General features: G+C 68.5%; 24 protein-coding genes. 12 read left to right on the forward strand and 12 right to left on the reverse strand.

The window, feature by feature from the left end:
- Positions 1-183: 183 nt before the first annotated feature.
- The 3 genes from QSK35_RS23825 (at position 184) to QSK35_RS23835 (ending at position 1417) form a co-directional block, all read left to right on the forward strand.
- Positions 184-558 (forward strand): hypothetical protein, encoded by a 375-nt coding sequence (locus QSK35_RS23825; protein ID WP_285749669.1) that lies wholly within the window; start codon positions 184-186, stop codon positions 556-558.
- Between the two features lie 256 nt (positions 559-814).
- A complete protein-coding gene (locus tag QSK35_RS23830) occupies positions 815-1156 on the forward strand; it encodes a hypothetical protein (protein ID WP_285749670.1) in 342 nt (113 codons plus the stop codon).
- Between the two features lie 72 nt (positions 1157-1228).
- Complete coding sequence (locus tag QSK35_RS23835) at positions 1229-1417, forward strand: hypothetical protein (RefSeq protein WP_285749671.1); 189 nt, start codon at positions 1229-1231, stop codon at positions 1415-1417.
- On the opposite strand, the gene QSK35_RS23840 is transcribed toward QSK35_RS23835, so the two are convergent.
- Complete coding sequence (locus QSK35_RS23840; protein ID WP_285749672.1) at positions 1414-3201, reverse strand: gamma-glutamyltransferase family protein; 1788 nt, start codon at positions 3199-3201, stop codon at positions 1414-1416. The two genes, QSK35_RS23835 and QSK35_RS23840, sit on opposite strands and share 4 nt — an antisense overlap.
- Positions 3202-3220: 19 nt before the next feature.
- Positions 3221-4522: a UDP-glucose dehydrogenase family protein gene (locus QSK35_RS23845; RefSeq protein ID WP_285749673.1), complete on the reverse strand. Its 1302-nt coding sequence runs from the start codon at positions 4520-4522 to the stop codon at positions 3221-3223.
- A gap of 293 nt (positions 4523-4815) precedes the next feature.
- Here QSK35_RS23845 and QSK35_RS23850 point away from each other — a divergent pair, with 293 nt between their 5' ends.
- Entirely contained in the window at positions 4816-5574 is a 759-nt protein-coding gene (locus tag QSK35_RS23850; RefSeq protein ID WP_285749674.1) for an SDR family NAD(P)-dependent oxidoreductase, read from the forward strand.
- Here QSK35_RS23850 and QSK35_RS23855 read toward each other — a convergent pair.
- Positions 5571-7211, reverse strand: a complete 1641-nt coding sequence (locus QSK35_RS23855; protein ID WP_285749675.1) for a TM0106 family RecB-like putative nuclease — start codon at positions 7209-7211, stop codon at positions 5571-5573. The two genes, QSK35_RS23850 and QSK35_RS23855, sit on opposite strands and share 4 nt — an antisense overlap.
- 81 nt (positions 7212-7292) lie before the next feature.
- Here QSK35_RS23855 and QSK35_RS23860 point away from each other — a divergent pair, with 81 nt between their 5' ends.
- Positions 7293-7727 (forward strand): DUF6474 family protein, encoded by a 435-nt coding sequence (locus QSK35_RS23860; protein WP_285749676.1) that lies wholly within the window; start codon positions 7293-7295, stop codon positions 7725-7727.
- Here the strand turns inward: QSK35_RS23860 and QSK35_RS23865 are convergent.
- A complete protein-coding gene (locus QSK35_RS23865; protein WP_285749677.1) occupies positions 7680-9245 on the reverse strand; it encodes a BCCT family transporter in 1566 nt (521 codons plus the stop codon). The genes QSK35_RS23860 and QSK35_RS23865 overlap by 48 nt on opposite strands.
- Before the next feature lie 58 nt (positions 9246-9303).
- On the opposite strand from QSK35_RS23865, the gene QSK35_RS23870 reads away from it, so the two are divergent.
- From QSK35_RS23870 to QSK35_RS23885, 4 genes are all read left to right on the forward strand, one after another.
- A complete protein-coding gene (locus QSK35_RS23870) occupies positions 9304-9819 on the forward strand; it encodes a hypothetical protein (RefSeq protein WP_285749678.1) in 516 nt (171 codons plus the stop codon).
- A 38-nt stretch (positions 9820-9857) separates the two neighbouring features.
- Positions 9858-10565, forward strand: a complete 708-nt coding sequence (locus QSK35_RS23875) for a YcnI family copper-binding membrane protein (protein WP_285749679.1) — start codon at positions 9858-9860, stop codon at positions 10563-10565.
- Complete coding sequence (locus tag QSK35_RS23880; RefSeq protein WP_285749680.1) at positions 10562-11092, forward strand: copper resistance CopC family protein; 531 nt, start codon at positions 10562-10564, stop codon at positions 11090-11092. The genes QSK35_RS23875 and QSK35_RS23880 overlap by 4 nt, the downstream gene beginning before the upstream one ends.
- Before the next feature lie 210 nt (positions 11093-11302).
- Positions 11303-12322, forward strand: coding sequence for a CopD family protein (locus QSK35_RS23885; protein ID WP_285749681.1), 1020 nt, complete (start codon positions 11303-11305; stop codon positions 12320-12322).
- 70 nt (positions 12323-12392) lie between these two features.
- Here the strand turns inward: QSK35_RS23885 and QSK35_RS23890 are convergent, their stop codons facing one another.
- Together QSK35_RS23890 and QSK35_RS23895 are read right to left on the reverse strand one after the other, a co-directional pair.
- Positions 12393-12674, reverse strand: coding sequence for a hypothetical protein (locus QSK35_RS23890; protein ID WP_285749682.1), 282 nt, complete (start codon positions 12672-12674; stop codon positions 12393-12395).
- A 135-nt stretch (positions 12675-12809) separates the two neighbouring features.
- Positions 12810-14195: a helix-turn-helix transcriptional regulator gene (locus QSK35_RS23895; RefSeq protein ID WP_285749683.1), complete on the reverse strand. Its 1386-nt coding sequence runs from the start codon at positions 14193-14195 to the stop codon at positions 12810-12812.
- Positions 14196-14693: 498 nt separating this feature from the next.
- Here QSK35_RS23895 and QSK35_RS23900 point away from each other — a divergent pair, with 498 nt between their 5' ends.
- On the forward strand, positions 14694-15053 hold the full coding sequence (locus tag QSK35_RS23900; protein WP_285749784.1) for a hypothetical protein: 360 nt from the start codon (positions 14694-14696) through the stop codon (positions 15051-15053).
- Between the two features lie 253 nt (positions 15054-15306).
- On the opposite strand, the gene QSK35_RS23905 is transcribed toward QSK35_RS23900, so the two are convergent.
- The 3 genes from QSK35_RS23905 to QSK35_RS23915 are packed head-to-tail and all read right to left on the reverse strand — an operon-like array spanning position 15307 to position 18547.
- On the reverse strand, positions 15307-16086 hold the full coding sequence (locus QSK35_RS23905; RefSeq protein ID WP_285749684.1) for an SDR family NAD(P)-dependent oxidoreductase: 780 nt from the start codon (positions 16084-16086) through the stop codon (positions 15307-15309).
- Positions 16087-17247: an MFS transporter gene (locus QSK35_RS23910; RefSeq protein ID WP_285749785.1), complete on the reverse strand. Its 1161-nt coding sequence runs from the start codon at positions 17245-17247 to the stop codon at positions 16087-16089. It lies immediately after the preceding gene.
- Between the two features lie 43 nt (positions 17248-17290).
- On the reverse strand, positions 17291-18547 hold the full coding sequence (locus tag QSK35_RS23915) for a GH1 family beta-glucosidase (RefSeq protein ID WP_285749685.1): 1257 nt from the start codon (positions 18545-18547) through the stop codon (positions 17291-17293).
- 99 nt (positions 18548-18646) lie between these two features.
- Between QSK35_RS23915 and QSK35_RS23920 the strand changes: the two genes are divergently transcribed.
- Positions 18647-19291: a TetR family transcriptional regulator gene (locus QSK35_RS23920; RefSeq protein WP_285749686.1), complete on the forward strand. Its 645-nt coding sequence runs from the start codon at positions 18647-18649 to the stop codon at positions 19289-19291.
- Here QSK35_RS23920 and QSK35_RS23925 read toward each other — a convergent pair.
- A complete protein-coding gene (locus QSK35_RS23925; RefSeq protein ID WP_285749687.1) occupies positions 19288-20472 on the reverse strand; it encodes an amino acid deaminase/aldolase in 1185 nt (394 codons plus the stop codon). The two genes, QSK35_RS23920 and QSK35_RS23925, sit on opposite strands and share 4 nt — an antisense overlap.
- A gap of 86 nt (positions 20473-20558) precedes the next feature.
- On the opposite strand from QSK35_RS23925, the gene QSK35_RS23930 reads away from it, so the two are divergent.
- A complete protein-coding gene (locus QSK35_RS23930; protein ID WP_285749688.1) occupies positions 20559-21833 on the forward strand; it encodes a D-arabinono-1,4-lactone oxidase in 1275 nt (424 codons plus the stop codon).
- 6 nt (positions 21834-21839) lie between these two features.
- On the opposite strand, the gene QSK35_RS23935 is transcribed toward QSK35_RS23930, so the two are convergent.
- Both QSK35_RS23935 and QSK35_RS23940 read right to left on the reverse strand, forming a co-directional pair.
- Positions 21840-22496, reverse strand: a complete 657-nt coding sequence (locus QSK35_RS23935; protein WP_285749689.1) for an NAD(P)H-binding protein — start codon at positions 22494-22496, stop codon at positions 21840-21842.
- Positions 22497-22510: 14 nt separating this feature from the next.
- Positions 22511-23128: a hypothetical protein gene (locus QSK35_RS23940; protein ID WP_285749690.1), complete on the reverse strand. Its 618-nt coding sequence runs from the start codon at positions 23126-23128 to the stop codon at positions 22511-22513.
- Positions 23129-23273 lie beyond the last annotated feature (145 nt).

Below are 23273 nucleotides of genomic sequence, written 5' to 3' on the forward strand. Positions count from 1 at the left end.
CGTCGTGCGGTCCGTTACCTCAGATAAGAAGAAGGCCGATTACCGAGAGCCACGCACGTCCACCAATTGAGATCCCTCGGTTGGACTACGGCTTACGAAGGTACGTCGACTTACCGTAGGATCCTTTTGGGTCGTATGACTGAACGGTCTTCTGACGGGGACCACCACAGGGGTAGGTGCGCCATGGACCACGCACTGAGCAAGGTCATCGAGCTGCGCGAGAGCGGTTTTCAGTTCCTGCACCTGCGGGACGACAGCGGGCAGCTCGATCGCATCATGGCGTTCAAGCAGCGCAGAGGATTCATCGACTCCATCCTCTTCTGGTCCGAGACCGAGGCGCGCGCAGGCCGTCTACCTGCGGTTCGAGACAGCGCCCGGCCCGCACAGGCCGTCTGGATCTACGAGGGCCCGCTTACCGAGGCCGTGGACCGGCTACTGGACCTGCCGGAGCCCGGCTCCCGCAATGCGCCGACGTTGATGAAGCAGACCGCTTCCGATTTGGCCGTTGTCACGACGCTGCCATTTAAGTTGAAGCTTCCACCAGGCGCCATCGCCTGAGGCTTTAGTTGACATTTTTCCAACTCGTCGTGCATCACGGCGGGGTCTACCTGTGCGCCTTTCGGCCTAAGGGTGCGAATTAACTGAGGGTGTATTCAGTTAATCGAGGGTGAAGATCGCAGTCTCTGGGAGCGGTCCCATACACGGAGCGCAGTGACAGATGACTGAAGCGTCGTTCCCCGAAGAGGTGAAGAAGTTCGCTCTCGCGAGTTACCGAGCTTGCTGTAGGCCCCCTCGATGCGAAACTTTCGCGCCCATGAACCTCAGGAAGACCATCACGGGGGCCGCTGTTGCCCTCGGCAGCGCCACCGTCATGCTCGGCCTGGGCGGCGTCGCACACGCGGCCGGTCCGGCCGAGGCAAGCGCCGAGACCAACCCCAACCTCCCGCTGCAGGTCGGTGACGCCGCGTCGGCGGGCGACCTCGCGTCGGTCAACACCGACGACGAGGCCGGCAAGATCCAGGCCGCGAACCTCCGCGACATGAACGTCGTCGACGCCGCCGCCAACAACCTCGACGCGGACGTCATCGCGAACGCGCTCGGCTACGACGCGACGCCGGACCAGCCGGGTCACGTGCACGTCAACACCGCTCCCTGATCTTCCTGGCCGGGACGGCCCTCGATCCCCTCCCCCTCGGATCGGGGGCCGTTCCTCTTTTCGGAGATTTCCTTGAGCCTCAAGAAGATCCTCGCCGGCACCGGACTCGCGATGGCCGCGATGTCGGGCACCGCGCACGCTGACCCGGTCGGCCAGGTCAGCGACCTCGCCGAGCAGGCGGGCATCTCCACGTTGAAGAACACCGGCGGCGGCATCGACGTCAACTACGTGCCGCGCGAAGGATCCGAGCTGCTCCCCTAGCGACCGACGGCGTAGCCCTGGGCGCCGCGCGGGTTCGCACCCGCTCGCAGCAGCCCGTCGCGGGAATCCCTTGCCACGGCCGACATCCGGCCCAGCGACCAGGAGCCGGCGTCGATCACCTTGTGACCGCGGGACCTCAGGTCGGCCATCGCGGCCGCGCCGATGCGCGACTCGACCACGAGTTCGCCAGGCGTCCAGGACCGCGGGTAGAACGAACTCGGGAACGCGTTCGAGTGCCACATCGGCGAGTCGATCGCCTCCTGCAGGTTCAGGCCGCCGTGCACGTGCGCGAGCCAGAACCCCAGCTGCCACTGGTCCTGCTGGTCGCCACCGGGTGTGCCGAACGCCAGGGCCGGTAGCCCGTCGCACAACGCGAGCGACGGCGAGAGCGTGATCCGCGGACGCTTGCCCGGTGCGAGCGAGTTCGGCAAACCCTGGTCCAGCCAGAACATCTGGGCGCGGCTGCCGAGACAGAACCCGAGCGACGGGATCGTGGGCGACGACTGCAGCCAGCCGCCGGACGGGGTCGCGGACACGATGTTGCCCCACTTGTCGACCACGTCGACGTGCACGGTGTCGCCCCGCGTCGCGCCGGTGCGGGCCACGGTCGGTTCGCCGATCGCACCGGCCAGGTCGCCGGGCACGACCCCAGGTCCCCGCAGAACGTGTTGCGGCAGCACGACTTCACGCCCGTCGGGCGAGCCGGGACGCAGCTCCTGCGAGGCGTCCGAGCCGATCAGCGAACGGCGCTCCGAGGCGTACTCCCGGGAGACCAGGGTCTCCAGCGGGACGTCGCCGGTGTCGCCGTACCACGCCTCGCGGTCGGCGAACGCGAGCTTCGCGGCCTCCACGGCGACGTGCAGGGTGTCCGGCGTCGGCACGCCGTCCACATAGGACAGCTCGAAACCCTCGAGCAGCCGGAGCTGTTGCGCCAGCACGGGTCCCTGGGTCCAGGCACCGGGCTTCACCAGCGTCCACGAGTCGAAGTCCACGCACAGCGCGTCCTCGTACGACGCCTCCCAGGACGCCATGTCCTCGCCGGTCAGCACACCCGCGTGGTCCTCGCCGGAGTCGTCGCGGAACGACCGGCGCGCGAACTCGTCGACCTGAGCCGCGACGAAACCCTGTGACCAGGCGCGCCGCGCGGCCTCGATCTGCGCCTCACGGTCGGCGCCCGCGGCCTCGGCGGCGGCGAGCAGCCACTCCCAGGTGTCGGCGAGCTTCGTGTTGCGGAAGCGCGCTCCCGCGGCGGGCACTGCACCGCCGGGCATCCACTGCGCGGCCGAGGTGCGCCAGTGGTCGCGGAACAGGTCGGCGACCGTGGAGATCGTGAACGCCGCGCGTTCGAGCAACGGGAAGCCGTCGCGGGCGTAGCCGATCGCCTTGTCGAGCACTTCGCGCAACGTCTTGGTGCCGTAGTCGCGCAGCAAAGTCAGCCAGCCGTCCCATGCGCCCGGCACGGTCGCCGCGAGCAGGCCGGATCCGGGGATCAGGTCGAGGCCCAGACCGCGGTAGTGCTCGATCGTCGCACCGGCCGGCGCGACGCCCTGGCCGCACAGCACTCGCGGCGCGGGGTCGCTCGCGGCGGCGAAGACGATCGGGACTTCGCCGCCGGGTCCGTTGAGGTGCGGTTCGACGACCTGCAGCACGAAACCGGCGGTCACGGCCGCATCGAACGCGTTGCCACCGTCCTCGAGCACGGCCATGGCGGCCGACGAGGCCAGCCAGTGCGTGGACGCGACCATGCCGAAGGTGCCGACGAGCTCGGGACGGGTGGTGAACACCCCAACAAACTATGCGAGGCTAACTAAATTGGGGACGGGCAAGTGGTGCACGTCCTACGCCCAAATGGAGCAGTCCGGCCCGGACGAGGGCGTCCTCGTCGAGCTGGTTGCGCGAGTCGATGATCGCGTGGCCGTCCATCAGCTCGGCGACCCGCACCCAGTCGAGCGTGCGGAACACGGGCCAGTCGGTGAGCAGCACGACCGCCTCGGCGCCCTTGATCGCCTGGTACGGATCGTCGACCACGAGCATCCCGGCGAGCGGGCCCGTGACCTCGGGGTCGTACGCCGAGATGTCCGCGCCAGCGAGCACGAGCTGTTCGGCGACGGCCAGCGCGGGCGAGTCGCGCAGGTCGTTGGTGCCCGCCTTGAACGCCAGGCCGAGCACCCCGACGCGCACGCCGGCGAGGTCGCCGCCGACGGCGTCGCGCACCTTTGCGACGATCCGGTCCTGCGAACGCTTGTTCGACTCGATCGTGGACCGGATCAGCGAGAAGTCGACGCCGACGGACTCGGCGATCTGCACCATCGCGTGCGTGTCCTTGGGCAGGCACGACCCGCCCCAGCCGGGGCCGGGCTTGAGGAACGACTGGCCGATGCGGCGGTCGTACCCCATGCCCTCGCAGACCGACGTGACGTCCGCGCCGAGCAGCTCGCACAGCTCCGCGACGGCGTTGACGTACGAGAGCTTCATGGCGAGGAAGCAGTTGGCCGCGTACTTGACCATCTCGGAGCTGGCCGCGTCCATCAGCACCGTCGGCGCGCCGAGCTTGGCGAACAGCGCGGCGACGCGTTCCGCGGCCTGCGGCGAGTCGCTGCCGACGACGATGCGGTCCGGGTTGAGGAAGTCGTGCACGGCCGTGCCCTCGCGGAGGAACTCCGGGTTGGACACCGCGGCGACGTCCTCGCGACCGAGGAGCTCGTGGACGCGCTCGGAGGTGCCGACGGGGACGGTCGACTTGCAGACGACGATGCAGCCGTAGGGCAGGACGTCCCGGATCTCCTGCGCGACCGACTCGACCGCGCTGAGGTCGGCGGCGCCGCCAGCGCCCATCGGTGTCGGCAGGCAGAGGAACACGACTTCGGCGTCCAGCACGGCGTTTCTGGCGCCCACCACGAACTCCAGCCGCCCGGCCGCCTGGCCTTCGACGACGAGCTCGTTGAGTCCGGGTTCGAGGATGTCGACCTGGCCGGCCTTGAGCCGGGCCACTTTGAGCGCGTCGAGGTCACCGCACACAACGCGATGCCCCAATGACGCCAGACAGGCTCCCGTGGTCAGTCCCACGTAGCCGGTACCCACCACCGCGATACGCCGCGCGAACATGCTCCGGACGTTGACAGCCCCAGTTGGCCGCAGGGCGAACGGAGTACGACCATCGTCGTAGCTGTCCGTGACAAACCTGGTCCCAGAGGACTACCGCTGCGGCCGATGTGCTCTACGTGTGTCGCGAGGCACAGTTCTCGTATGGGAGTCCTGGTCGTGGCGATGCTCTTCGTGGGATTGGCGCTGCTCGCAGCGGTGCCACTGGTAGCCCTGTTGCACTGGTCCGACAGATGAGTGCGGGGTAACGCCCGTTAACCTCCTCGCGAGCACTTCGCTTCGAGGAGGATTTCGTCATGGAGATCTCGGGTACCGCGGCCATCGTCACCGGTGGTGCGTCCGGTCTCGGCGGCGCGACCGCTTCCGCCCTGGCAGCGCGCGGAGCGCAGGTGTTCGCGCTCGACCTGCCGAGCGCCATTGCCAACGCCCCGGCCGTCGAGGGCGTCACCTACCTGGCCGCCGACGTGACGTCCGGCGAGGACGTCCAGGCCGCCGTCGACACGGCCGCCGGCTCCGGCGCCCCGCTGCGCATCACCGTGAACTGCGCGGGCATCGGCCCGTCGTCCCGCACGGTCGGCAAGACCGGCGCGCACGACCTCGACCTGTACCGCAAGGTCATCGAGGTCAACCTGATCGGCACCTTCAACGTCCTGCGCCTGGCCGCGGCCGCGATGGGGAAGACCGAGCCCCTGGCCGACGACGCGCGCGGCGTCATCATCAACACCGCGTCCATCGCGGCGTTCGACGGCCAGATCGGCCAGGTCGCCTACGCGTCCTCGAAGGGCGGCGTCGTCGGCATGACCCTGCCGGCCGCGCGCGACCTGTCGTCCGTCGGCGTGCGCGTGCTGACCATCGCGCCCGGCATCGTCGACACCCCGATGCTGGCCACGGTGTCCGACGAGTTCCGGGCCGGGCTCGCCGCCGGGATTCCGTTCCCGAAGCGGCTCGCGCAGCCCGCGGAGTACGCGCAGCTGGCCCTGTCGTTGATCGAGCACGACTACCTGAACGGCGAGGTCATCCGCATGGACGGCGCTCTCCGGATGGCGCCCCGCTAGAGGTCGCCGGCGAACGGCAAGGACTGCATGGCGTCCGAGCTCATCCACTCGCGCAAGCGGTGGGTGGCTCGGACGTCGTCCTCGTTGTAGACCAGCAAACGCTCGCCCTGCTCGGGCAACGGCTCACTGCCGTCCAACCCGACGGCGTCCCGGTACCACCGCATGGAGTTCTCGCCACCGGCCTCGGGATCCCGCCACGAGAACCCCGCCACCGGAGCGATCGTCTTGAGCCCCTTGCCATGGGCGCAGAGGAACTGCTCGCGCACGATCCCGAACAGGTCCACCCACGAGTCGGACTCGATGAACTCCTTGACCTGCGCCTTGGTCGGGATCCCCGGCATGCCGGCGAACCGTTCGGCGGACGCGATCAGCCAGCGGTTCTCCGCGAGCTCGTTGTAGCAGTAGGCCTTGAAGGAGTAGCCGCGCGCCTTGGCGCGCAGGCGGATGCCGGTGAGCCACGTCCAGAACTCGGCGAAGCTGCGTGCCTCGTCCTGGCACGGCAGCGGGTCCCACGTGACGAACGCCTGGTAGCCCTGGGGTTCGTCGATGTCCTTTCCGGACAGCAGACAGCCCCACATGTAGGCGCCGAGGTCCGCGAAGCTCTCCATGTCGACGTCGACCTCGACGTCGGCGCGCGGGATGCTCATCGTCTCGTGGCGGCGGACCAGTGTCAGGTCCCGCAGCCAGGCCTTCGCCAACGTCACGGCGTCGCCGATGGGCATGCCGACCAAAGGCACGTGGTCCGATGAGGGATCCAACGCGGCCAGGTCGTCCACAGTGGACAGACCGGCCTTGCGCAGCATCACGGCGTCCTCGCCGCGCACGACGAGGCTGACGTCACGCCGTTCCTTCAGATCCTGCTCGCAGGTCGGCCACCACGGGCACGTCTTGCAGTCGACGATGCGGGACGCGTGGGCGATCGCCTCGCGGCCGGTGGCCGCGGTGATCGCGACGGTGAGGCGGTCGGAGAAGCGGGCGTCGTACTCGGCGAGTGCGGTGCGGCCGCCCGGCCATGTCGGGGCTTCCAGGTCGTGCCAGACGACCACGTCGGCGTCCATGCCGATCACGCCGCCGGTCGCGCGGCCGTTGACCGCGTAGCCCGCGGCCTGCAGCTGGCGCTGGGCGTGGGCGAGCCGGAGCTGGTCGCGTGGCTGGGGGCGGACTTTGCGCAGCGGGTCGACGCGGCTGGAGTGCGGCAGCGGGATGGTCAGCGGGGACGTCTTCGCGCCCTGGCCGGGGTCGGTGATCTTGTGACGGACCACCAGTACCGGGACGTAGCCGGTGGTGTCCTTGACGAGTAGGTCGATGCCGCCGCGGCGGCCACCCGTCAGGTCGCGGGGCAGGACCGCGCCCCAGATGTACGGCACGCCCATCTGCATCGCGGCCAGGGTCACGCGCTCACGGTCGGAAGCCTTCACGTCCGGGCCGTTCGGGATCTCCATGAGGTTGGAGCCCACGATCTTGATCAGCGCGTCGGCCACGTTGCGGCGGTGCTGGGTCGCGTCGGCCTTGCGTTGCTCCGACGCGGGATCCGGCGGCGCCTTCTGGGCCTCCCGCATGTCAGGGTCGTTTTCGAGGTGCACCCGCCGCCGACAACGAGTGACCACGCCGGCGTCGAGCTGCACCTGGGAAGTCACGGATGCAGGGTATGTCGCGAGTCGACCTCACGTGTGGCCAACCTGGCCAGTAAGTTTCTTCCGACGAGGAGGTGCACTCGAATGGCGCGCAAAGAGGGCCCGCGGTTGACCCCGAAGTCCGCGAAGAACATGGTCGGGGTGGCCAAGGTGGTGGCGCCCGCGCTCATCCCGGTGCTGGCTCCGGTGCTCGCTCGCGGGGCATCTGTCCTGAGTGACCGGTATGACCGGTATCGGGCGCGGCGACTCGGCGTCGACGTGGCCGACATCGGGCAGTACACGGGTCGCGGCGCCCGGTTGCACGCGCGGATAACCGGGTTCGCGGAGGCGCTGGAGGAGCTGCGCGCCAAGGAACCGGACTACGTCTGGACCACAGAGTCGCGGCTGTCGAAGCTGACCGCGGCGGTGCGCGCGGCCGAACGCATGCCGACGGCCCGGCGCAAGGCCGCGCACCGGGCCGTCGCCACGGATCTAGACGTGCTCGAGGCTGATCTCCTTCGCCGGCTCGGCGTCTCGTGACACCACCTGCGTGAACAAAGGGTCGGACCGCAGGTCACGGGTCAGCGACCAGCACAGGCCGACCATCACGACCATGAACGGCAGCGCCGCGATGATGGTCAGGTTCTGCAGGCCCGTCAGCGCGTCAGAGCCGCCGACCAGCAGCATCACCGACGCGACGGCACCGGTCAGCACGCCCCAAAAGATCACCACGGGCCGCGTCGGCCGGATCGAGCCGCACTGCGAGAGCGTGCCCATCACGATCGACGCCGCGTCCGCGCCGGACACGAAGAAGATCGCCACGAGCAGCATCACGACGATCCCGGTCACCGTGGCCAGCGGGAACTGGTCCAGCAGCCCGAACAGTTGCGACTCGGGCGACGACTGACCGGCCAGGTCGACTCCGGACCGCTGCTCGAAGATCGCCGTTCCGCCGAGGATCGCGAACCACAGCAACGACACCGCCGACGGCACCGCGATCACGCCCGCCACGAACTGGCGGATCGTCCGGCCGCGACTGATCCGGGCGATGAACGTGCCCACGAACGGCGTCCACGAGATCCACCACGCCCAGTAGAAGATCGTCCAGCCCGACAGCCACTTCTCCGTCGCGTCACCGCCGGAGGCAGCGGTCCGCCCGGCCATGTCGGCCAGGTCGCGGAAGTACGAGCCGACGGCGTTCGGCAGGACGTTCAGGATGAACACGGTCGGACCGACGGCGAACAGGAACACCGCCAGCACGATCGCCAGCACCATGTTGATGTTGGACAGCCACTGGATGCCGCGCGCCACCCCGGACACCGCCGACGCGACGAACGCCACGGTCAGCACGGCGATCACCGCGACGAGCACGCCGGTGCCGACGTGCCCCATCCAGCCCGCCGCCTCCAGGCCCGAGCCGATCTGCAGCGCGCCAAGCCCCAGCGAGGCCGCGGAACCGAACAGTGTGGCGAAGATCGCCAGAACGTCGATCGCCTTGCCCACCGGACCGTCCGCACGTTTTCCCAGCAACGGCTCGAACGCCGCGCTGATCAGGGACTTCCGCCCGCGGCGGAAGCTGCCGTACGCGATCGCGATCCCCACGACGGCGTAAATAGCCCACGGGTGCAGCGTCCAGTGGAACAGCGTCGTCGCCATGGCGGTCTGCAGTTGATCGCCGTTCGTGCCGGGCGGCGGCGAGGTGAAGTGCGCGAGCGGCTCGCTGACGCCGTAGAACATCAGCCCGATGCCCATGCCGGCGCTGAACATCATCGCGACCCAGGACACCGTCCTGAACTCGGGCCTCTCGTCGTCTCTGCCGAGCGGCACCCGGCCGTAACGGCTGAACGCCAGCCACAGGGCGAACACCACGAACCCAGATGCTGAGATCACGAAGGCCCAGCCGAGGTTGCCGATCACCCACCCGAGAGCGGTCCTGGATACCGAGGCCAACGAGCCGGTCCCGGCAACGCCCCAGGTCACGAACGCGAGCGTGAGCACTGCGGCGACGCCGAACACGGTCCGGTCGGTACGGCCCGGTTTGTCGCATTGGTTGGTCACGCGGCGGTCTTTACCCGTCCGTAGCCAACCGCAAACTCGGCCAACTACCCTCACTCGAGTGAACGATCGGCCTAGACCAACGCGCGCGCTGCGCGGTGCGTTGCTGGCCGTGACGTCAGGTGCGATCACCATCGCGGCCCACGGGCTGGGTGGTGGCGACCTGTCGGAGTTCATCCAAGTCGTGCCGCTGGTGGTGCTGATCGCGGGTGCGGCGGCCTCACTGGCGGACCGCCGGAGCGGCAAGCTCTCCGTGATCGCGGCGCTGGGCGTCTCCCAGTTCGCGCAGCACCTGCTGCTCAGCTGGGCCGACCACGCCCATGGTGCGTCGATCTCCGGTCAGATGTTCGGCGCCCACGTGGTCGCGGCGATCCTGATCGGCATCCTGCTCTTCCACGCGGAAAGCGCACTGTTCGCGCTGGTGGCGGCCGTGTACCGGCTGCTTCCCTCGCCGGTGACGCCGCTGCCTTCCGTCGCACCGCTGCGTGTTTCCGTGCCCGCGGTGCTCGTGCCGACGCACTCCATGCTGGTGCGCCGGGTCCACGGCAGACGTGGTCCCCCTTGTCTCCTGATCTGAAGCCCTCAATCCCTTTGGCAATCAGGAGACACAACTTCATGTCGACAAATCGATTTGGCGTGCGCACGCTCGCCGTGTTCGCCGCTGCCGGAATAGCCGTGCTCACGCTGCCCGGAACCGCATCCGCGCACGTCAGCGCCCAGCCCAGCGAGGCGACCAAGGGCGGCTACTTCGCCTTCGCGTTCCGCGTCCCGAACGAACGGCCCAACGCCGGCACGGTGAAGATCGAGGTGACGCTGCCGGCCGAGTACCCGCTCGCGTCGGTGCGCACGAAGCCGCTGCCCGGCTGGAAGGCCGAGGTCGTCAAGGGCAAGCTCGACAAGCCGATCAAGAACCACGGCGCCGAGATCACCGAGGCGGCCAAGACGATCACCTGGACCGCCGAGCCCGGCACCAAGATCGGGACGACCGAGTACCAGGAGTTCTTCGTCTCCGTCGGTCCGCTGCCGGAGAACACCGACACGCTGGTGCTCCCGACCAAGCAGACCTACGAGAACGGCGAGGTCGTCGACTGGAACGCCCCGCCGCCCGCGGCGGGTGCCGAGGAGCCGGAGCACCCGGCGCCGGCGCTCAAGCTGAAGGCCAAGGCCGGCGGCGACGACCACCACGGTGCGGTCGCCGAGGCGTCTGCGGGTTCCTCTGACCAGACGGCCCGCTACCTGGGCGGTGCCGGGCTCGCGGTCGGCGCGCTCGGCCTGGGCTTCGGTGCCGGTGCGGTGCTGCGTTCCCGGAAGAAGTCCGCGTGAAGCGCGGCATCATCGCGTCACTGATCGCGGGGACGGCCATGCTCGCCATGGCCGCCCCCGCGGCGGCGCACAACACGCTGGTCAGCAGCGACCCGAAGGACAAGACCTCGCTGGAGGCCGGTCCGTCCACGGTGACGCTGACGTTCGACCAGCCGGTCCAGGCGGGCGAGAAGCTCAACACCGTGGCCGTGACCGACTCCAGTGGTGGCCACTACGAGGCCGGCACTGTTTCGGTGAGCGGCAACACGGTGTCCGCGCCGGTCAACGCGCTGGGCGCAGCCGGTGAGTACACCGTCGGCTACCGGATCCTGTCCGCCGACGGGCACCCGGTGACCGGCACGCTCACGTTCACGCTGACCAAGGCCGGTCCGGGCACGCCGACCAAGGCGCCCGAGACGCAGGCGGCTCCGCAGCAGACTCCGGCGGAGGATGGCGGTATGCCGGTCTGGCCGTGGATCGTCGGTGCCGTGGTGCTGCTCGGCGGTGGCGTGTTCTTCGCGCTGCGAGGCGGAGGCGCGGCCAAGTGATTTCCGCTGGTCAGCCCGCGGGGGCGCCCCCCGGTTCCAGCCTATCGGCCGGCACCGACAATTTCGGGCGCGCCGTTGTCGCAGGTCAGCCCGCGGGGGCGCCCCCCGATTCCAGCCTATCGGCCGGCACCGACAGTTTTGGGCGCCCTGGTGCGAGCCTGTGGACAACTCGGCGCCTGTGGACAACCGGCGCAGCGGAGGCGTGACGACATGACCCAAGCCCGGATCGCCGCCCCCGCCAGGTACTACGTGCTCGCCGGACTGCTGCTGGGCGCGGCCGCCGGCGTGCTCGCGGGCCTGGTCGTCGCCGAGCCCGCCCCCGTCGTGGGCGTGGCCGAGCCGGGGGCGGCGGTCCGGTTCGGGATTCCGGTCGTCCGCGTGCTGCTCGACCTGGCCGCGACCGCGGTCGTGGGTCTGTCGCTGCTGCCGAAGCTGCTCGGGTTCGACCGGCCGGCCCAGACCGAGCCGATCATGCGGATCGCCCGGCCCGCGGCCGTGATCGCCGCCGCAACCTGGGTGGTCACGGCCCTGCTCGCGATCGTGCTGCAGGCATCCGAGCTGCAGCCGGGCGCGACGGTGACGGTCGGGATGGTGACGAACTACATCGCGACCGTCGGCGCCGGCAAGGGACTGCTGTTCAGCGCCGGGTGTGCGTTGCTCTACCTGGTGATCGGTGTGATGGCGGTGCGCAGCGGGGAGTCCGTGCCCGCCGAACTGCGGATCCTGGTCTCCATGTTCGGGCTGCTGCCGATCCCGGTCACCGGCCACGCGTCGAACTGGAAGTACCACGACTACTCGATGGTCTCCATGGAGCTGCACGTGCTGGGCGCCGCGGCGTGGACCGGCGGGCTCGGCGCGGTCATCGCGCTTGTCGCGTGGCGCAAGGGTTTGCTGGCGACGGCGTTGCCGCGGTTCTCGAAGGTCGCGACCGTGTGCCTGATCGTCGTGAGTGCGACCGGCCTGTTCAACGGGCTGCTGGAGTTGGTGCTCAACCCGGTCGAGAAGCTGCCGGGGTCGTTGTTCACGACGGGCTACGGGCTGCTGGTCGTCGGCAAGGCGTTGTGCGCCGGGGCGATCGCGTTGCTGGGCGCGAACGTGCGGTGGAGGTTGTTGCCACACATCGAAAAACACCGGGCCACGGCGGTGGCGACGTGGGCCGCGATGGAAGTGACGATCATGGGTGTCGCGTTCGGGCTGGCCGTCGTGCTGTCGCGCGCGCCGGTCACCTGATGTTCAACGTGAAACAATTCGGAGCAAACGACGAGTGGGTCGAACGGAGCGACGAGCTGCGCCGAGCGGCCTAGTCGGTGATCAGTCGCGCCGAAGAATCTTCACGCATTCGGGCTAGCCGGTTCATAGTTTTCTGCCCGCGACGGTCTAGCTCGCGGCTGTCGATCCAGCCGTTCGCGTAGTAGCGGTAGTCCTGCGCCAGCGAGACCAGCTCGGCGAGGTAGTCGGCCGAGCGGCGGCGTCGGTCTTCATCGAACGCCGCGAGCAGCGGCAGTTGCGTGTCGACGACCTCGTCCAGCAGCTGCGCCGACCGCAGCGCCCGACGAGACCGGAAACGCTTTGTCAAGATCACGAGCCGCACCTCGCTGTTCGCCCCGAAACACCCGGCACCCTAGGCGTGGCCACCCACACCCGTCGATGCTGCATTCGTGTTCGAAGCGCCCAGCGTTACCGGTTCGTGTCCCACACCATCCGATCGAGGTGTTAGTCAGGCAGCCGAGTCGGCACCGGTGAAGCGGGCCAGGCGGTCGGCCAGCTCGCGCGCGTCGGGGTTGTTGCGACGCTTCTCCGCCTCGTGCAACAGCGGCTTCATGCGGTCCTTCGTGCGGATGGACTTCAAGCCCTCCGACAGCTCGACCGCCTGGCGGCCGATCTTCGCTCCGTGGTCGATGTCGCCCTCCAAGAGGTGGTTGATGGACAGCGAGGTGAGGTTGAACGTGCGGTTGCGGCTCATGTCCTCGCCGAACCCGTTGATCGCCTTCGTCAGCGCGGGGATCGCGGTGCGCGTGTACTTCTTCGCGTCGACCGTCTGCGCCAGCTCGGTGTGCACCGTGCCGACCATCGACGACAGGTCGATCTCGTTGAAGAACTTCGCCCACGCCGGCGCTTCGGTGATGTTGGCGCGGGAGAACTCGTCGCGCGCCCGGCCGAGCAGCTTGAGCGCCTGCTCGTCGGAGCCCATCTTCGCGTAGGCCCAGGCCTCGTTGGCGCACAGGATGCCGACCGCGAGCTCCGAACCGGAGTTCTGCGCGGCCAGCTGGCCCAGCTGGAACACCTTCAGCGCGTCGTCCGGTGCGTTCTGGTGCAGGTAGACGCGGCCCATCCGGTAGAGGATGTTCGCCACGAGAGCTTCGTTCTTGCCCTGTTTGGCCAGATCGAGCGCCTGGCCGAAGTGGTTGCGGGCCGAGTCCATCAGTCCGGTGTCGAACGAGGTCCATCCGGCCAGGTTGTGCAGGTCCGCGAGCGCGACGAAGAGTCGGTCTTTGACCAGGTCGGTCGCGCTGGCCCCGAGCATCTGCTGTCCCCAGGAGAGCTGGGCGACGACGGCGTCGCGGCACGAACCGCCGCCGTACTGGTAGTCGAGCGCGCGCAGGGCGCGCGTGGCGGCCTCGACCTGCCGCACATCGGTCATACCGATACGTCCTGGAGCCGGAGTCTGTGTGGGGTGAGAAACCCACGACCCGGAGTCCGTACCGAGCACGGCCGCGCCCACTGTCACGGCGGCGGCGTGCGCGAGGAACTTCCGACGCTTCACCGACTCGTCCTCCTCAGGATGGGGTGTCTCCGCGGTCGCGGCCACCCTCACTGCCGTTGTCTCGTCATAGGCGAGACCCATGTATCCACGTGGGACACCCAGGCCGACGGCGATCCTCGTCAGAACGTCGTAGGCCATGACCTGACGTCCCTTGAGGATCTCCGAGACCTCGGACTGCGACTGACCCGTGAGCGCCGCGATCTGGCGCTGAGACACGCCGTGTCGGCGGAGCAGCCGGTACACCGAGCTGATCTCTCGCCTGGCGAGCGCGTCTCGCATCTCCTGCTGGTCCCACACTTCGGCGGGGATAGGAGAGCCCTGGGATCCAATGGTGTTCATTGCGCACCCTCACAGTCCGTTGGGCGTCAACGGCAGACTAGGGGCAGTTCCCCAAGCCCGAGAAGTCCAGTTCGGCGAGGCTGATCGGCCCTGCCGAACCCCACTTACCGCTCACCGTAAGACTGCCACCGGTCAGCGCTGTGACATCCACATCCGGCATGAATCATCGCAATCTAGATTCCGGTAAGCGAGTGAGCACGGAGAGGAACGACCGAACGTGGACCTCAGTTCCTCCTCGTACTCCACCTCCATTGTGGAGTCGGGTGACACCGACGACACATGGCGCGGCACGACCGGGCAACGTCGTTCGTGGCGGATCAGCTGCGGAGACGTGGTCGAGCGGGACCGTTGCCTCACCGTGACGGTGGATCGGAACCGGGTGGTTCTGGTCGGCCCTCCAGGTGAGACGGCAGTTCTCTCGCAAGACCAGCTCGTACAGCTCAGGGCCGCGCTACGCGAAGCCGCCGAACAGGCGGAAAGGTGACGGTGACGTTTCGGATGGACGAGATCCTCGGACAAGTTCTTCGCAACGCAGTGTGGGAGCGCTTGGACCTGCTCAGTGAGCTGGCCGAGCGCGCCGACGCCCCGTCCCTCCTATCGGTGGCTCGATCCGAGCTCCCTCGGCTGACCGAGGGATGGCGTGCTCTGCTCGCAGCGCACGAGCCGGACGAGAAGGGCAACTGCCCTGAGTGCTCCGGCCGTTGGCGCCAGCAGAAGTCACCTTGCTCGGTGTGGCGCGCCGCGTACGAACACCTGGTTGCGGGCGGGCTCGCCCCGCGCCCGGCTCGCCATCTGCGCCCGGCCCCGGTGACTCCTCCTGTCACCAGGTCAAGGCGCGCGGTGGCTCGAGCCCACTAACGGGGCGTTTGCGCACGACCTGGCGTTCCCCCGACACGACCAGGTATCCGCAGACGACCTGATGGCCGGCGGTTCTCGATGAGCGAACCCCCGACCGCGACATCGCGGACCGCCGGCCCCACAACTCAAGAACGCCACAGATTTCCGCGGGCCGGTGCCGTGCACCTTCCCCTCCCCGACCGGTGTCGGCCCGCGGTCACCAACGCCGGCCCCTTGTCTGCACCTCCCGCGCAGGCAAGGGGCCGTTTCCACGTCACCGATGCGTGCCGGTCCGCCACGTCAGATATGCCGTGAGACCTGGAAAAACGCGTCCGGTCAGCTCGAACCCCTTGAGCTGCCACGGAAGGAACATCTCGGCGCGTTCTCGTTCGACGGCCTCCACCATCGCCTTCGCCACCCGCTCCGGCGTCACCGTCGGGATCAGCCTGGCGATCGCCGGGATTCGTTCCTCCGCACCGGGATTGTTCTCGAAGTACTGGCTGGACACCTTGCCCGGCACGACCTCGCTGACCCCGATTCCCGTGCCCCGCAGGTCGATCCGCAACGACGCGGTCAGCCCGCGCAACGCCCAGCGCGCCGACGCGTAGCCCGTCGCACCGGGAATCGGCAGCCGAGACACCGGCGAGTTGACGTTGACGATCCAGCCGGAGCGGCGTTTCCGCATGCTGCCAAGGAATCCCCTGGTCAACAGCAAGGCCGCGAGGTACGGAACCGAGGTCATCGACTGCAGTTCATCCGCCGACGTGTCGTCGAGGAACAGCCAGCGGCCGATTCCGGCGTTGTTGACGAGCACATCCGGCGCTTCGACGCTCTCGACGAGCGTGCGGATCTGATCGACGTCCGCGAGATCGGCGGTGATCGCCTCGGCAGAACCGCCGAACTCGTTGATCCGTTCGACCTGCCGTTTGAGCCCTTCGGCGCTGCGGGCCACAAGTAGGACGTGGGCACCACGTTCGGCGTAACGCGAAGCAGCCGCGGCGCCGATCCCTTGGGACGCACCGGTGATGAGGACTCGTTTACCAGCCAGTTCCACCTAGACCACCGATCGCACTCGCGTGATGAACACCGCCGCCAGCGACGTCGCCGCCGCCGACACGGCGAACAGACCGCTGTAGCCGCCGAGGTGCGCCAAGATCAACGTCGTCAGCAAGGGTGCCACGACCTGCGGCACCGAGTTCGCGATGTTCAGCACACCCAGGTCCTTCGCGCGGTCCTCGGCCGCGGGCAGCACCTGCGTCAGCAACGCGATCGCGACCGCCCAGTACGTGCCGAAGCCGACACCCAGCAGTGGCGCCGCGACGAGCGCCGACGTCCACGTCGGCCAGAAGACCAGCAACAGCGCTGCGACGGCCATCACACCGGCCGCGAGGTGCACATACGGCTTGCGACGCCCGGATTTGTCCGAGCGTGCGCCGAACAGCACCGCTCCTGCGGCGAGCGCCACCCCGTACAGGGCCATCAGGACGAGCAGCCCGTCCTCCGGATGTGGGTGGTGGACGACGTCACCGAGGAAGAACAACAAGTAGAGCGTGCCGAACGCGTTGCCCAGGTTGATCATGAAGTGCGCGCACCACGCCCAGGCGAAGTCCGGGTGCTCACGCGGTGAGATCCACAGCGTCGGCTTCACCGGCCGCACGGTCAGTCGCGTGTCCGGTGTGCGCAGGACGAAGAACAACGCACCCGTCACGACGATCAACGCACAGGCCAGGTATCCGGCGGCGATTCCGGTGACCAGCATCGTCACGACCAACGCGCCGAGCACGGTGCCCAGCATCTGGCTGATGCCGACGAGTCCGCCGACCCGCGCCCGCTGCACGACCGGCACCCGGTCCGGCACCGCGGAGGTCAGCGCGGCGAGCATGCCGTTGACCCCGGCCTGCACCAGGCACCAGCCGATGGTCATCACCAGCACCGAGGAAGCGTTCGACAGCACGCCGAGACCGACGGCGCCGAGGATCGATCCGCCCAGCGTCCACGGATGGCGCCGGCCGAACCGGGACGTGGTGCGGTCCGACAGGTAGCCGATCAACGGCACGACGACCGTCGCCACGAGCGCGCCGACTCCGGTGACGATGCCGAAGACCGTCTCCTTGTTGGCCTTGTCCAACAGCTCGGCCTGCTGCGGCAGCAACACCTGGATGGGCGCGTAGATGGCCAGCCACAGCCCGAGGTTCGCGAAGAACAGCCAGGCCATCCAGCTGCGTCTGACCGGAACGACCGGTTCGGAGAGTGCGGCGTCAGTCCGAGAGCTCACCGCTGATCACCTTTCGGTACCAGTGGAACGAGTCGCGCGGCGTGCGGCGCTGGGTCTCGTAGTCCACATGCACGAGCCCGAACCGTTGCGAATAGCCGGAGTCCCACTCGAAGTTGTCGATCAGGGACCATACGAAGTAACCGCGGACTCCGCTGTCCAGCGCGGCCCTGAGGTGTCCGTCGAGGTACTCGATGCGCGCGGTGTCCTCGACGACGTGCGGGAAGCTGCAGCCGCTCTCGGTGATGTAGACCGGTGGCACGTCGGGATGGCGTTCACGCAACTGGGTGATCATCTGACGCAGCCCGTCCGGCACGATCGGCCAGCCGAAGCCGGTCTTCGGGTACTCGTCGATGTCCACCAGGTCGAACGGCAGCGGGTTGCCCTCCGACGGCGTCTTCAGCCGCGTCGGGTTGTAGTAGTTGAGCCCGTAGAAGTCCAAGGGCTGCTTGATGTTCTCCAGGTCGCCGTCGGCGATCGGCATCCGGTCGACCAGCGAGTCCGGGTAGCGGCCGGCGAGCATCGGGTCCGCGTACAGCCAGTTGTGGATGTCGCTGTACGCCGCGGCCGCCTTCTGATCGGCATCCGTCGCGGCCCACGCGGGCGAGTGGTTGTTCGCCGTCCCGACGGAGGCGGCGCCGGCCGCCCGCAGCGCCTGCACCGACAGGCCGTGCGCGAGGTTGAGGTGGTGCGCGGTGGGCAGTGCGTCGAACAGCATCGTCTTGCCGGGCGCGTGCTGGCCGATGGCGTACCCAAGCAGCGTCACCATCGCGGGCTCGTTGATCGGCATCCACAGCTTCACGCGGTCGGCCAGGCGGTCCGCGACGATCGCCGTGTACTCGGCGAACCGGTCGGCGATGTCCCTGGTCAGCCAGCCGCCCTCGTCCTCGAGGGGCTGCGGCGTGTCCCAGTGGTAGAGCGTGACGACCGGCGCGATGCCGACGTCGACGAGCGCGTCGACCAGCCGGTCGTAGAAGTCGAGGCCCTCGGTGTTGGCCGGGCCCTTGCCGGTCGGCTGGATGCGGGGCCAGCTGATCGAGAACCGATAGGCGTTGACTCCGAGCTGGGTCATCAGCGCGATGTCCTCGCGCCACCGGTGGTAGTGGTCGCAGGCGACCTCTGCGGTGTCCCCGTTGTGCACGTTGGTGAAGTTGTCCCAGACGGAGGGACCTCGGCCACCTTCGCTTGTGGCGCCCTCGATCTGGAACGCGGAGGTGGACACTCCCCAGAGGAAGTCGGTCATGAGGCGCCTCTTTCCCACACGGCCGGAAACATGAATCTTGTTCGGATCGTAGGCGTGTTGCGGCTCACAAGGAAGTGAAGCGAGCTCGGAACAGGCAAGATGGAGACCCCGAACTTTGTTGGAGTCGCCGTGACGAGCAGTACCCCGCTTCGCCGCCAACCTGTCCAGCAGCGCAGCGCCAAGCGCGTGGAGCGCATGCTCGAGGCGTGCGCCTCGCTCATCGACGAAGTGGGTTACGACGGGGTGACCACAACGCTCATCGCCGAGCGCGCCGGTGTCGCGGTCGGTTCGCTGTACCAGTTCTTCCCGGACAAGCGAGCCGTCGTACAGGCGTTGACGTTGCGCAACGTCGACAGATTCTCCCAGGGCATTACGGAGAAACTGGCGCAGACGAGACTCGAGCACTGGTGGGACGCGGTCGACACGATCTTCGACCTGTTCGTCGCGATGCACCGCGAGATTCCCGGCTTCGGCAAGCTGCACTTCGGCGACGTGGTCGACATGCGGCTGCTGGACGACAGCCGGGACAACAACGCGGTCATCTCCGACCGGATCTCCGAGCTGATCTCGGAGAACTTCGGCATCCCGATGGCCGAGGTGCAGCTGCCGATCGCGATCGCCGTCGAGGCGGCCGACGCGGTGCTGAAGCTCGCGTTCCGCCTCGAGCCCAACGGTGAACCGCGCGTCCTCGTCGAGGCGAAGGCGCTGGTCAAGGGCTACCTGTCGTCCCGCTTGCCCGACTAACCGAAGTTCTTGCCCTCACCGCGATAGGTCGGCACGGTCTCCTCGACGACATCGCCCCGCACCAGGTGCGCCTCGTTGAACCGTTCGAACAGCTCGCCCGCCTTCGCGTGCCGCATCCAGACCCGGTCGCCGAGCCGCAAGTCGTCGGCCGCCCTGCCCGTGACCGGGGTCTGCACCTCTCCCGCCCCCTCAGTGCCGAGGGTCTTGAGCCCTTCCGGCAGGTACGGGCGCGGCTGGCGGTCGGGTGTCGGTGTGCCCGACGCGATGTAGCCGCCGGAGTACAGCGTGGCCAGCCGGCGTCCCGGCCTGCGCACGACCGGTAACGCGAACAGCGCGGCGTGCTCCGGCTGGAAGGCCTGGTAGGCGTCGAACAACGTCGGGCCGATCAGGCCGGACCCCGCGGCGAGCTCGGTCACCGACGGGTCGCTGCCGGTCAGCTCGAGGCTGCCCGTTCCGCCGCCGTTGACGAACTCAAGGTCCGCGATGCGGCGGATCGCGGCGATGGCGGCGGTCCGGCGTTCGATCAGTTCCGGACCCGACTTCCGTTGAATCACTCGAATGGCGGCCGCTCGAACGGGTTGTCCTGGCGGGTTGTCCCCGAGGCCGGCGATCTGCCCCTCGTAGGCCATGACGCCGACGAGCTTGAACCCGGACCGCTTCGCGATGCGGGCGGCGAGCGTGCCCGCCTCGGCCGGGGTGTGGATGGGCGAGCGGCGCGGGCCGATGTGCAGGAACGGCAGCGGTCGCCAGGAAACGTCCAGTTCAAGGCACACGCGGATGTCCGGGTGGTGTGCACCCAATGCCGAGTCGACGAGGTCTAGGTGCTCCACCGAGTCGATCATGATCGTGATCCGGCGGCGGGCGACCTCGTCGGTCGCGAGCCTGCGCAACGCGCCATGGTCGACGGTCGGGTACGCCACCAGCAGGTCCTCGCTGGTGTTCAGTTCGCTGAGCCACAACGCCTCGGCCAGCGAGTAGCACATGACACCGGCGTATTCGGGGCGTTCGATGACCCGGTCGAGCAAGCGCCGAACCCGAATCGACTTGCTGGCGACGCGGATGGGCTTGCCCCCAGCGCGGCGGGCGAGGTCCGTCGCGTTGAGGTCGAAGGCATCCAGGTCGACGATCGCGAACGGAGGATCGAGTTCCTTCGTCGCGGTGTCGAGTCGAGTTCGGCGCATGCCTAACGGTACGTCGAGAACCCTTGAAACGTGAAGAGGTTTCACCTACGTTCCGTGTACTGGGTCACACCCACTAGGAGGTTCGCGTGTGGACGAACTGGGCGCGCACGGCCACGGCCAACCCGGTCCGGGTGGTGCACCCGGCCAGTACGGACGAGATCGCCGCGGCCGTGACATCGGCCGGTCGAGTCCGCGCGCGCGGTAGTGGCCACTCCTTCAACGACATCGCCGTGGCCCCCGAGGTCGCCATGGACCTCGACCGGTGGACCGGCATCGTCCGCGCCGACGTCGAGACCGGCCTCGTGACCGTCCGGTCCGGCACGCCGCTGCACGCGTTGAACGCGGACCTGCACCGGCTCGGGCTCGCCATGCCGAACCTCGGCGACATCGACGCGCAGACGATCGCCGGCGCCGTGTCGACATCCACGCACGGCACGGGCGCCAAGCTCGGCGTGCTGGCGACGTTCATCGAGTCACTCGAACTGGTGCTGGCGGACGGCTCGCTCGTCACCTGTTCCGCCTCGGAGCGACCGGACCTGTTCAACGCCGCGCGCGTCGGGCTCGGGGCACTCGGCGTGATCAGCACCCTGACCCTGCGGTGCGTGCCGTCGTTCGTGCTGCGTGCTTCCGAGGGCCCCGGCCGGCTCGATGCCGTGCTGGAGGAGTTCGACGACCTCTGCTCGGTCGAGGACCACGTGGAGTTCCACTGGTTCACGCACTCCGATCGAGTGATCCTCAAGCGCAACAACAGGATCGACGAGCCCGCGCGGCCGTTGTCGAAGTTCCGCCAGTTCTACGAGTACGAGCTGTTCGAGAACGCGGCGTTCGGCGCGGTGTGCAAAGTGGCCAAGACGTTCCCGCGGTCCACAGTGAAGCTCAACGAGATCTGCGGCGCGCTCGTGTCCGATCGGTCCTACAGCGACTATTCGCACAACGTCTTCGTGACGCCGCGCCGGGTTCGTTTCGTGGAGACGGAGTTCGCGATTCCGCGATCGTCCCTTTTGGACGTCATCGCCGAGCTGCGCAACGCGGCGGCACGGGTGCGTGACGCGTTGATCGTGCCGTGCGAGGTGCGGGTGGCCCAGGCGGACGACATCTGGCTGTCGACCGCGCAGGGCCGCGACACCGCGTACATCTCGATGCACCAGGCGCTCGGGATGGGCTACCACGAGTTCTTCGACATCTACGCGCAGATCGCGAAGTCGGTCGGTGGCCGGCCGCACTGGGGCAAGATGCACAACCTGTCCGCCGAGGACCTGCGGCCGTTGTACCCGCACTTCGACGACTTCCTGCGGGTACGCGATGAAGTCGATCCCAACCGGATCTTCTCCAACGCGTACCTGGACCGGGTTCTCGGTTGATGTGAGTCAGCTGACAGCGGCTCGAACGGCTTGAACCACCGGGGTCTTCCCGTTCGTGAGTTCCAACGTGAGACCGGCGGTGCGCGGCTCGTCCAGCAGTGCGACGAGCACGGCCGCCACGTCCGCGCGACTCACCGAGGCACGGGGAAGCTTCGGTTCGAGCGCGACCAGGCCCGCGGGCGGCTCGTTCGTCAGCGGGCCTGGTCGCAGGATCGTCCAGTCCAGCTCCCGCTGTTTGAGGTCGTCCTCCGCGGCGCCCTTGGCCCGCAGGTAGACGGCGAACTCGGGATCCATGGTGGGTGAGTCGGCGAGTTCGATGCCCACCGTGCTCACCTGGAGGAACCGCCGGACGCCCGCCCGTTCGGCCGCCGAGGCGAAGAGTGCCGCGGCTCCGAAGTCGACGGTGTCCTTGCGGGCGTTGCCACTGCCGGCCCCCGCGCCCGCCGCGAAGACCGCGGCGTCGGCGCCGTTCAGGTACTCGGCGACGGAGTCCACATCGGAGCTCTCCAGGTCACAGAGGACCGGAACCGCTCCGGCGTCCTGCACGTCGGTGAAGTGATCAGGATTGCGCACCAGCGCTGTTGCCGCGTCTCCACGGGTGGCCAGCAGCTGCTCCAACAGCAGCGCGATCTTCCCGTGTCCGCCGGCTATGACAACTCGCATACCCCGACCGTAGGTCAGGAAGCGGTCGCCAGCACCTGCTCGTAGACGAGCTCGTTGACCCAGCGGGTGATCGCGGTGTCCTCGACCGGCACGTTCTCCTGGCGGCCCGTCACGTCGACGGTCAGGTCCTTCTCCTCGTCGGCCAGCAGCACGGAGACTCCGTAGCGGCGGACGCGGGGCAGGCAGTTCGCCAGGTAGTCGTGGGAGAACGCCACGGACTGCGGGAGGACGACGGCGGCGTTGCCGTAGCGGGCGAAGGGCACCGCGGACGCGAGCGCCGTCCGCCAATGACGGGCGACGGCCATCACGCCGACGATCTTCACGGCCGCCGGGGGCACGCGGCCCTCCATCTCCGGCCACACCCACGTGGAAACCGTGGTCTTGTCAGCCTCGGGGCCCGCGCCCAGGCACACGCGCTCGGCGTGCGCGTCGGCGAGCAGCTCGGCCACGACGACGACCTTGCGGCCCATCAGGACCATCTCGGGAAGTACGACGCCGTGCCAGCCGAGGCGGATGGCGGCCGCCGCCGCGAGTTCCTCGGGAGAGGCCGGCAACTCCGGAACCGGGAGCGCGGTTGCCGACAGGCCACGAGCGCTGTCGGTGATCGCGATCCTTGCTGGGGTGCTGCTCACGCCAGGGCCTCCCTCGCCAATCACGGCGGGCGTTCCGCCGCGTTTCGACTCGTGCTCTGGATAAGGCGTACCAGGAAGCGAGCGACGTGCCCCCAAGGCGAACGGGGGCCTGCGATCGGCGGCTTCGACCGGTCGGTGACCGGTC

Source organism: Lentzea sp. NBRC 105346 (assembly GCF_030269605.1).
GTDB lineage: Bacteria > Actinomycetota > Actinomycetes > Mycobacteriales > Pseudonocardiaceae > Lentzea.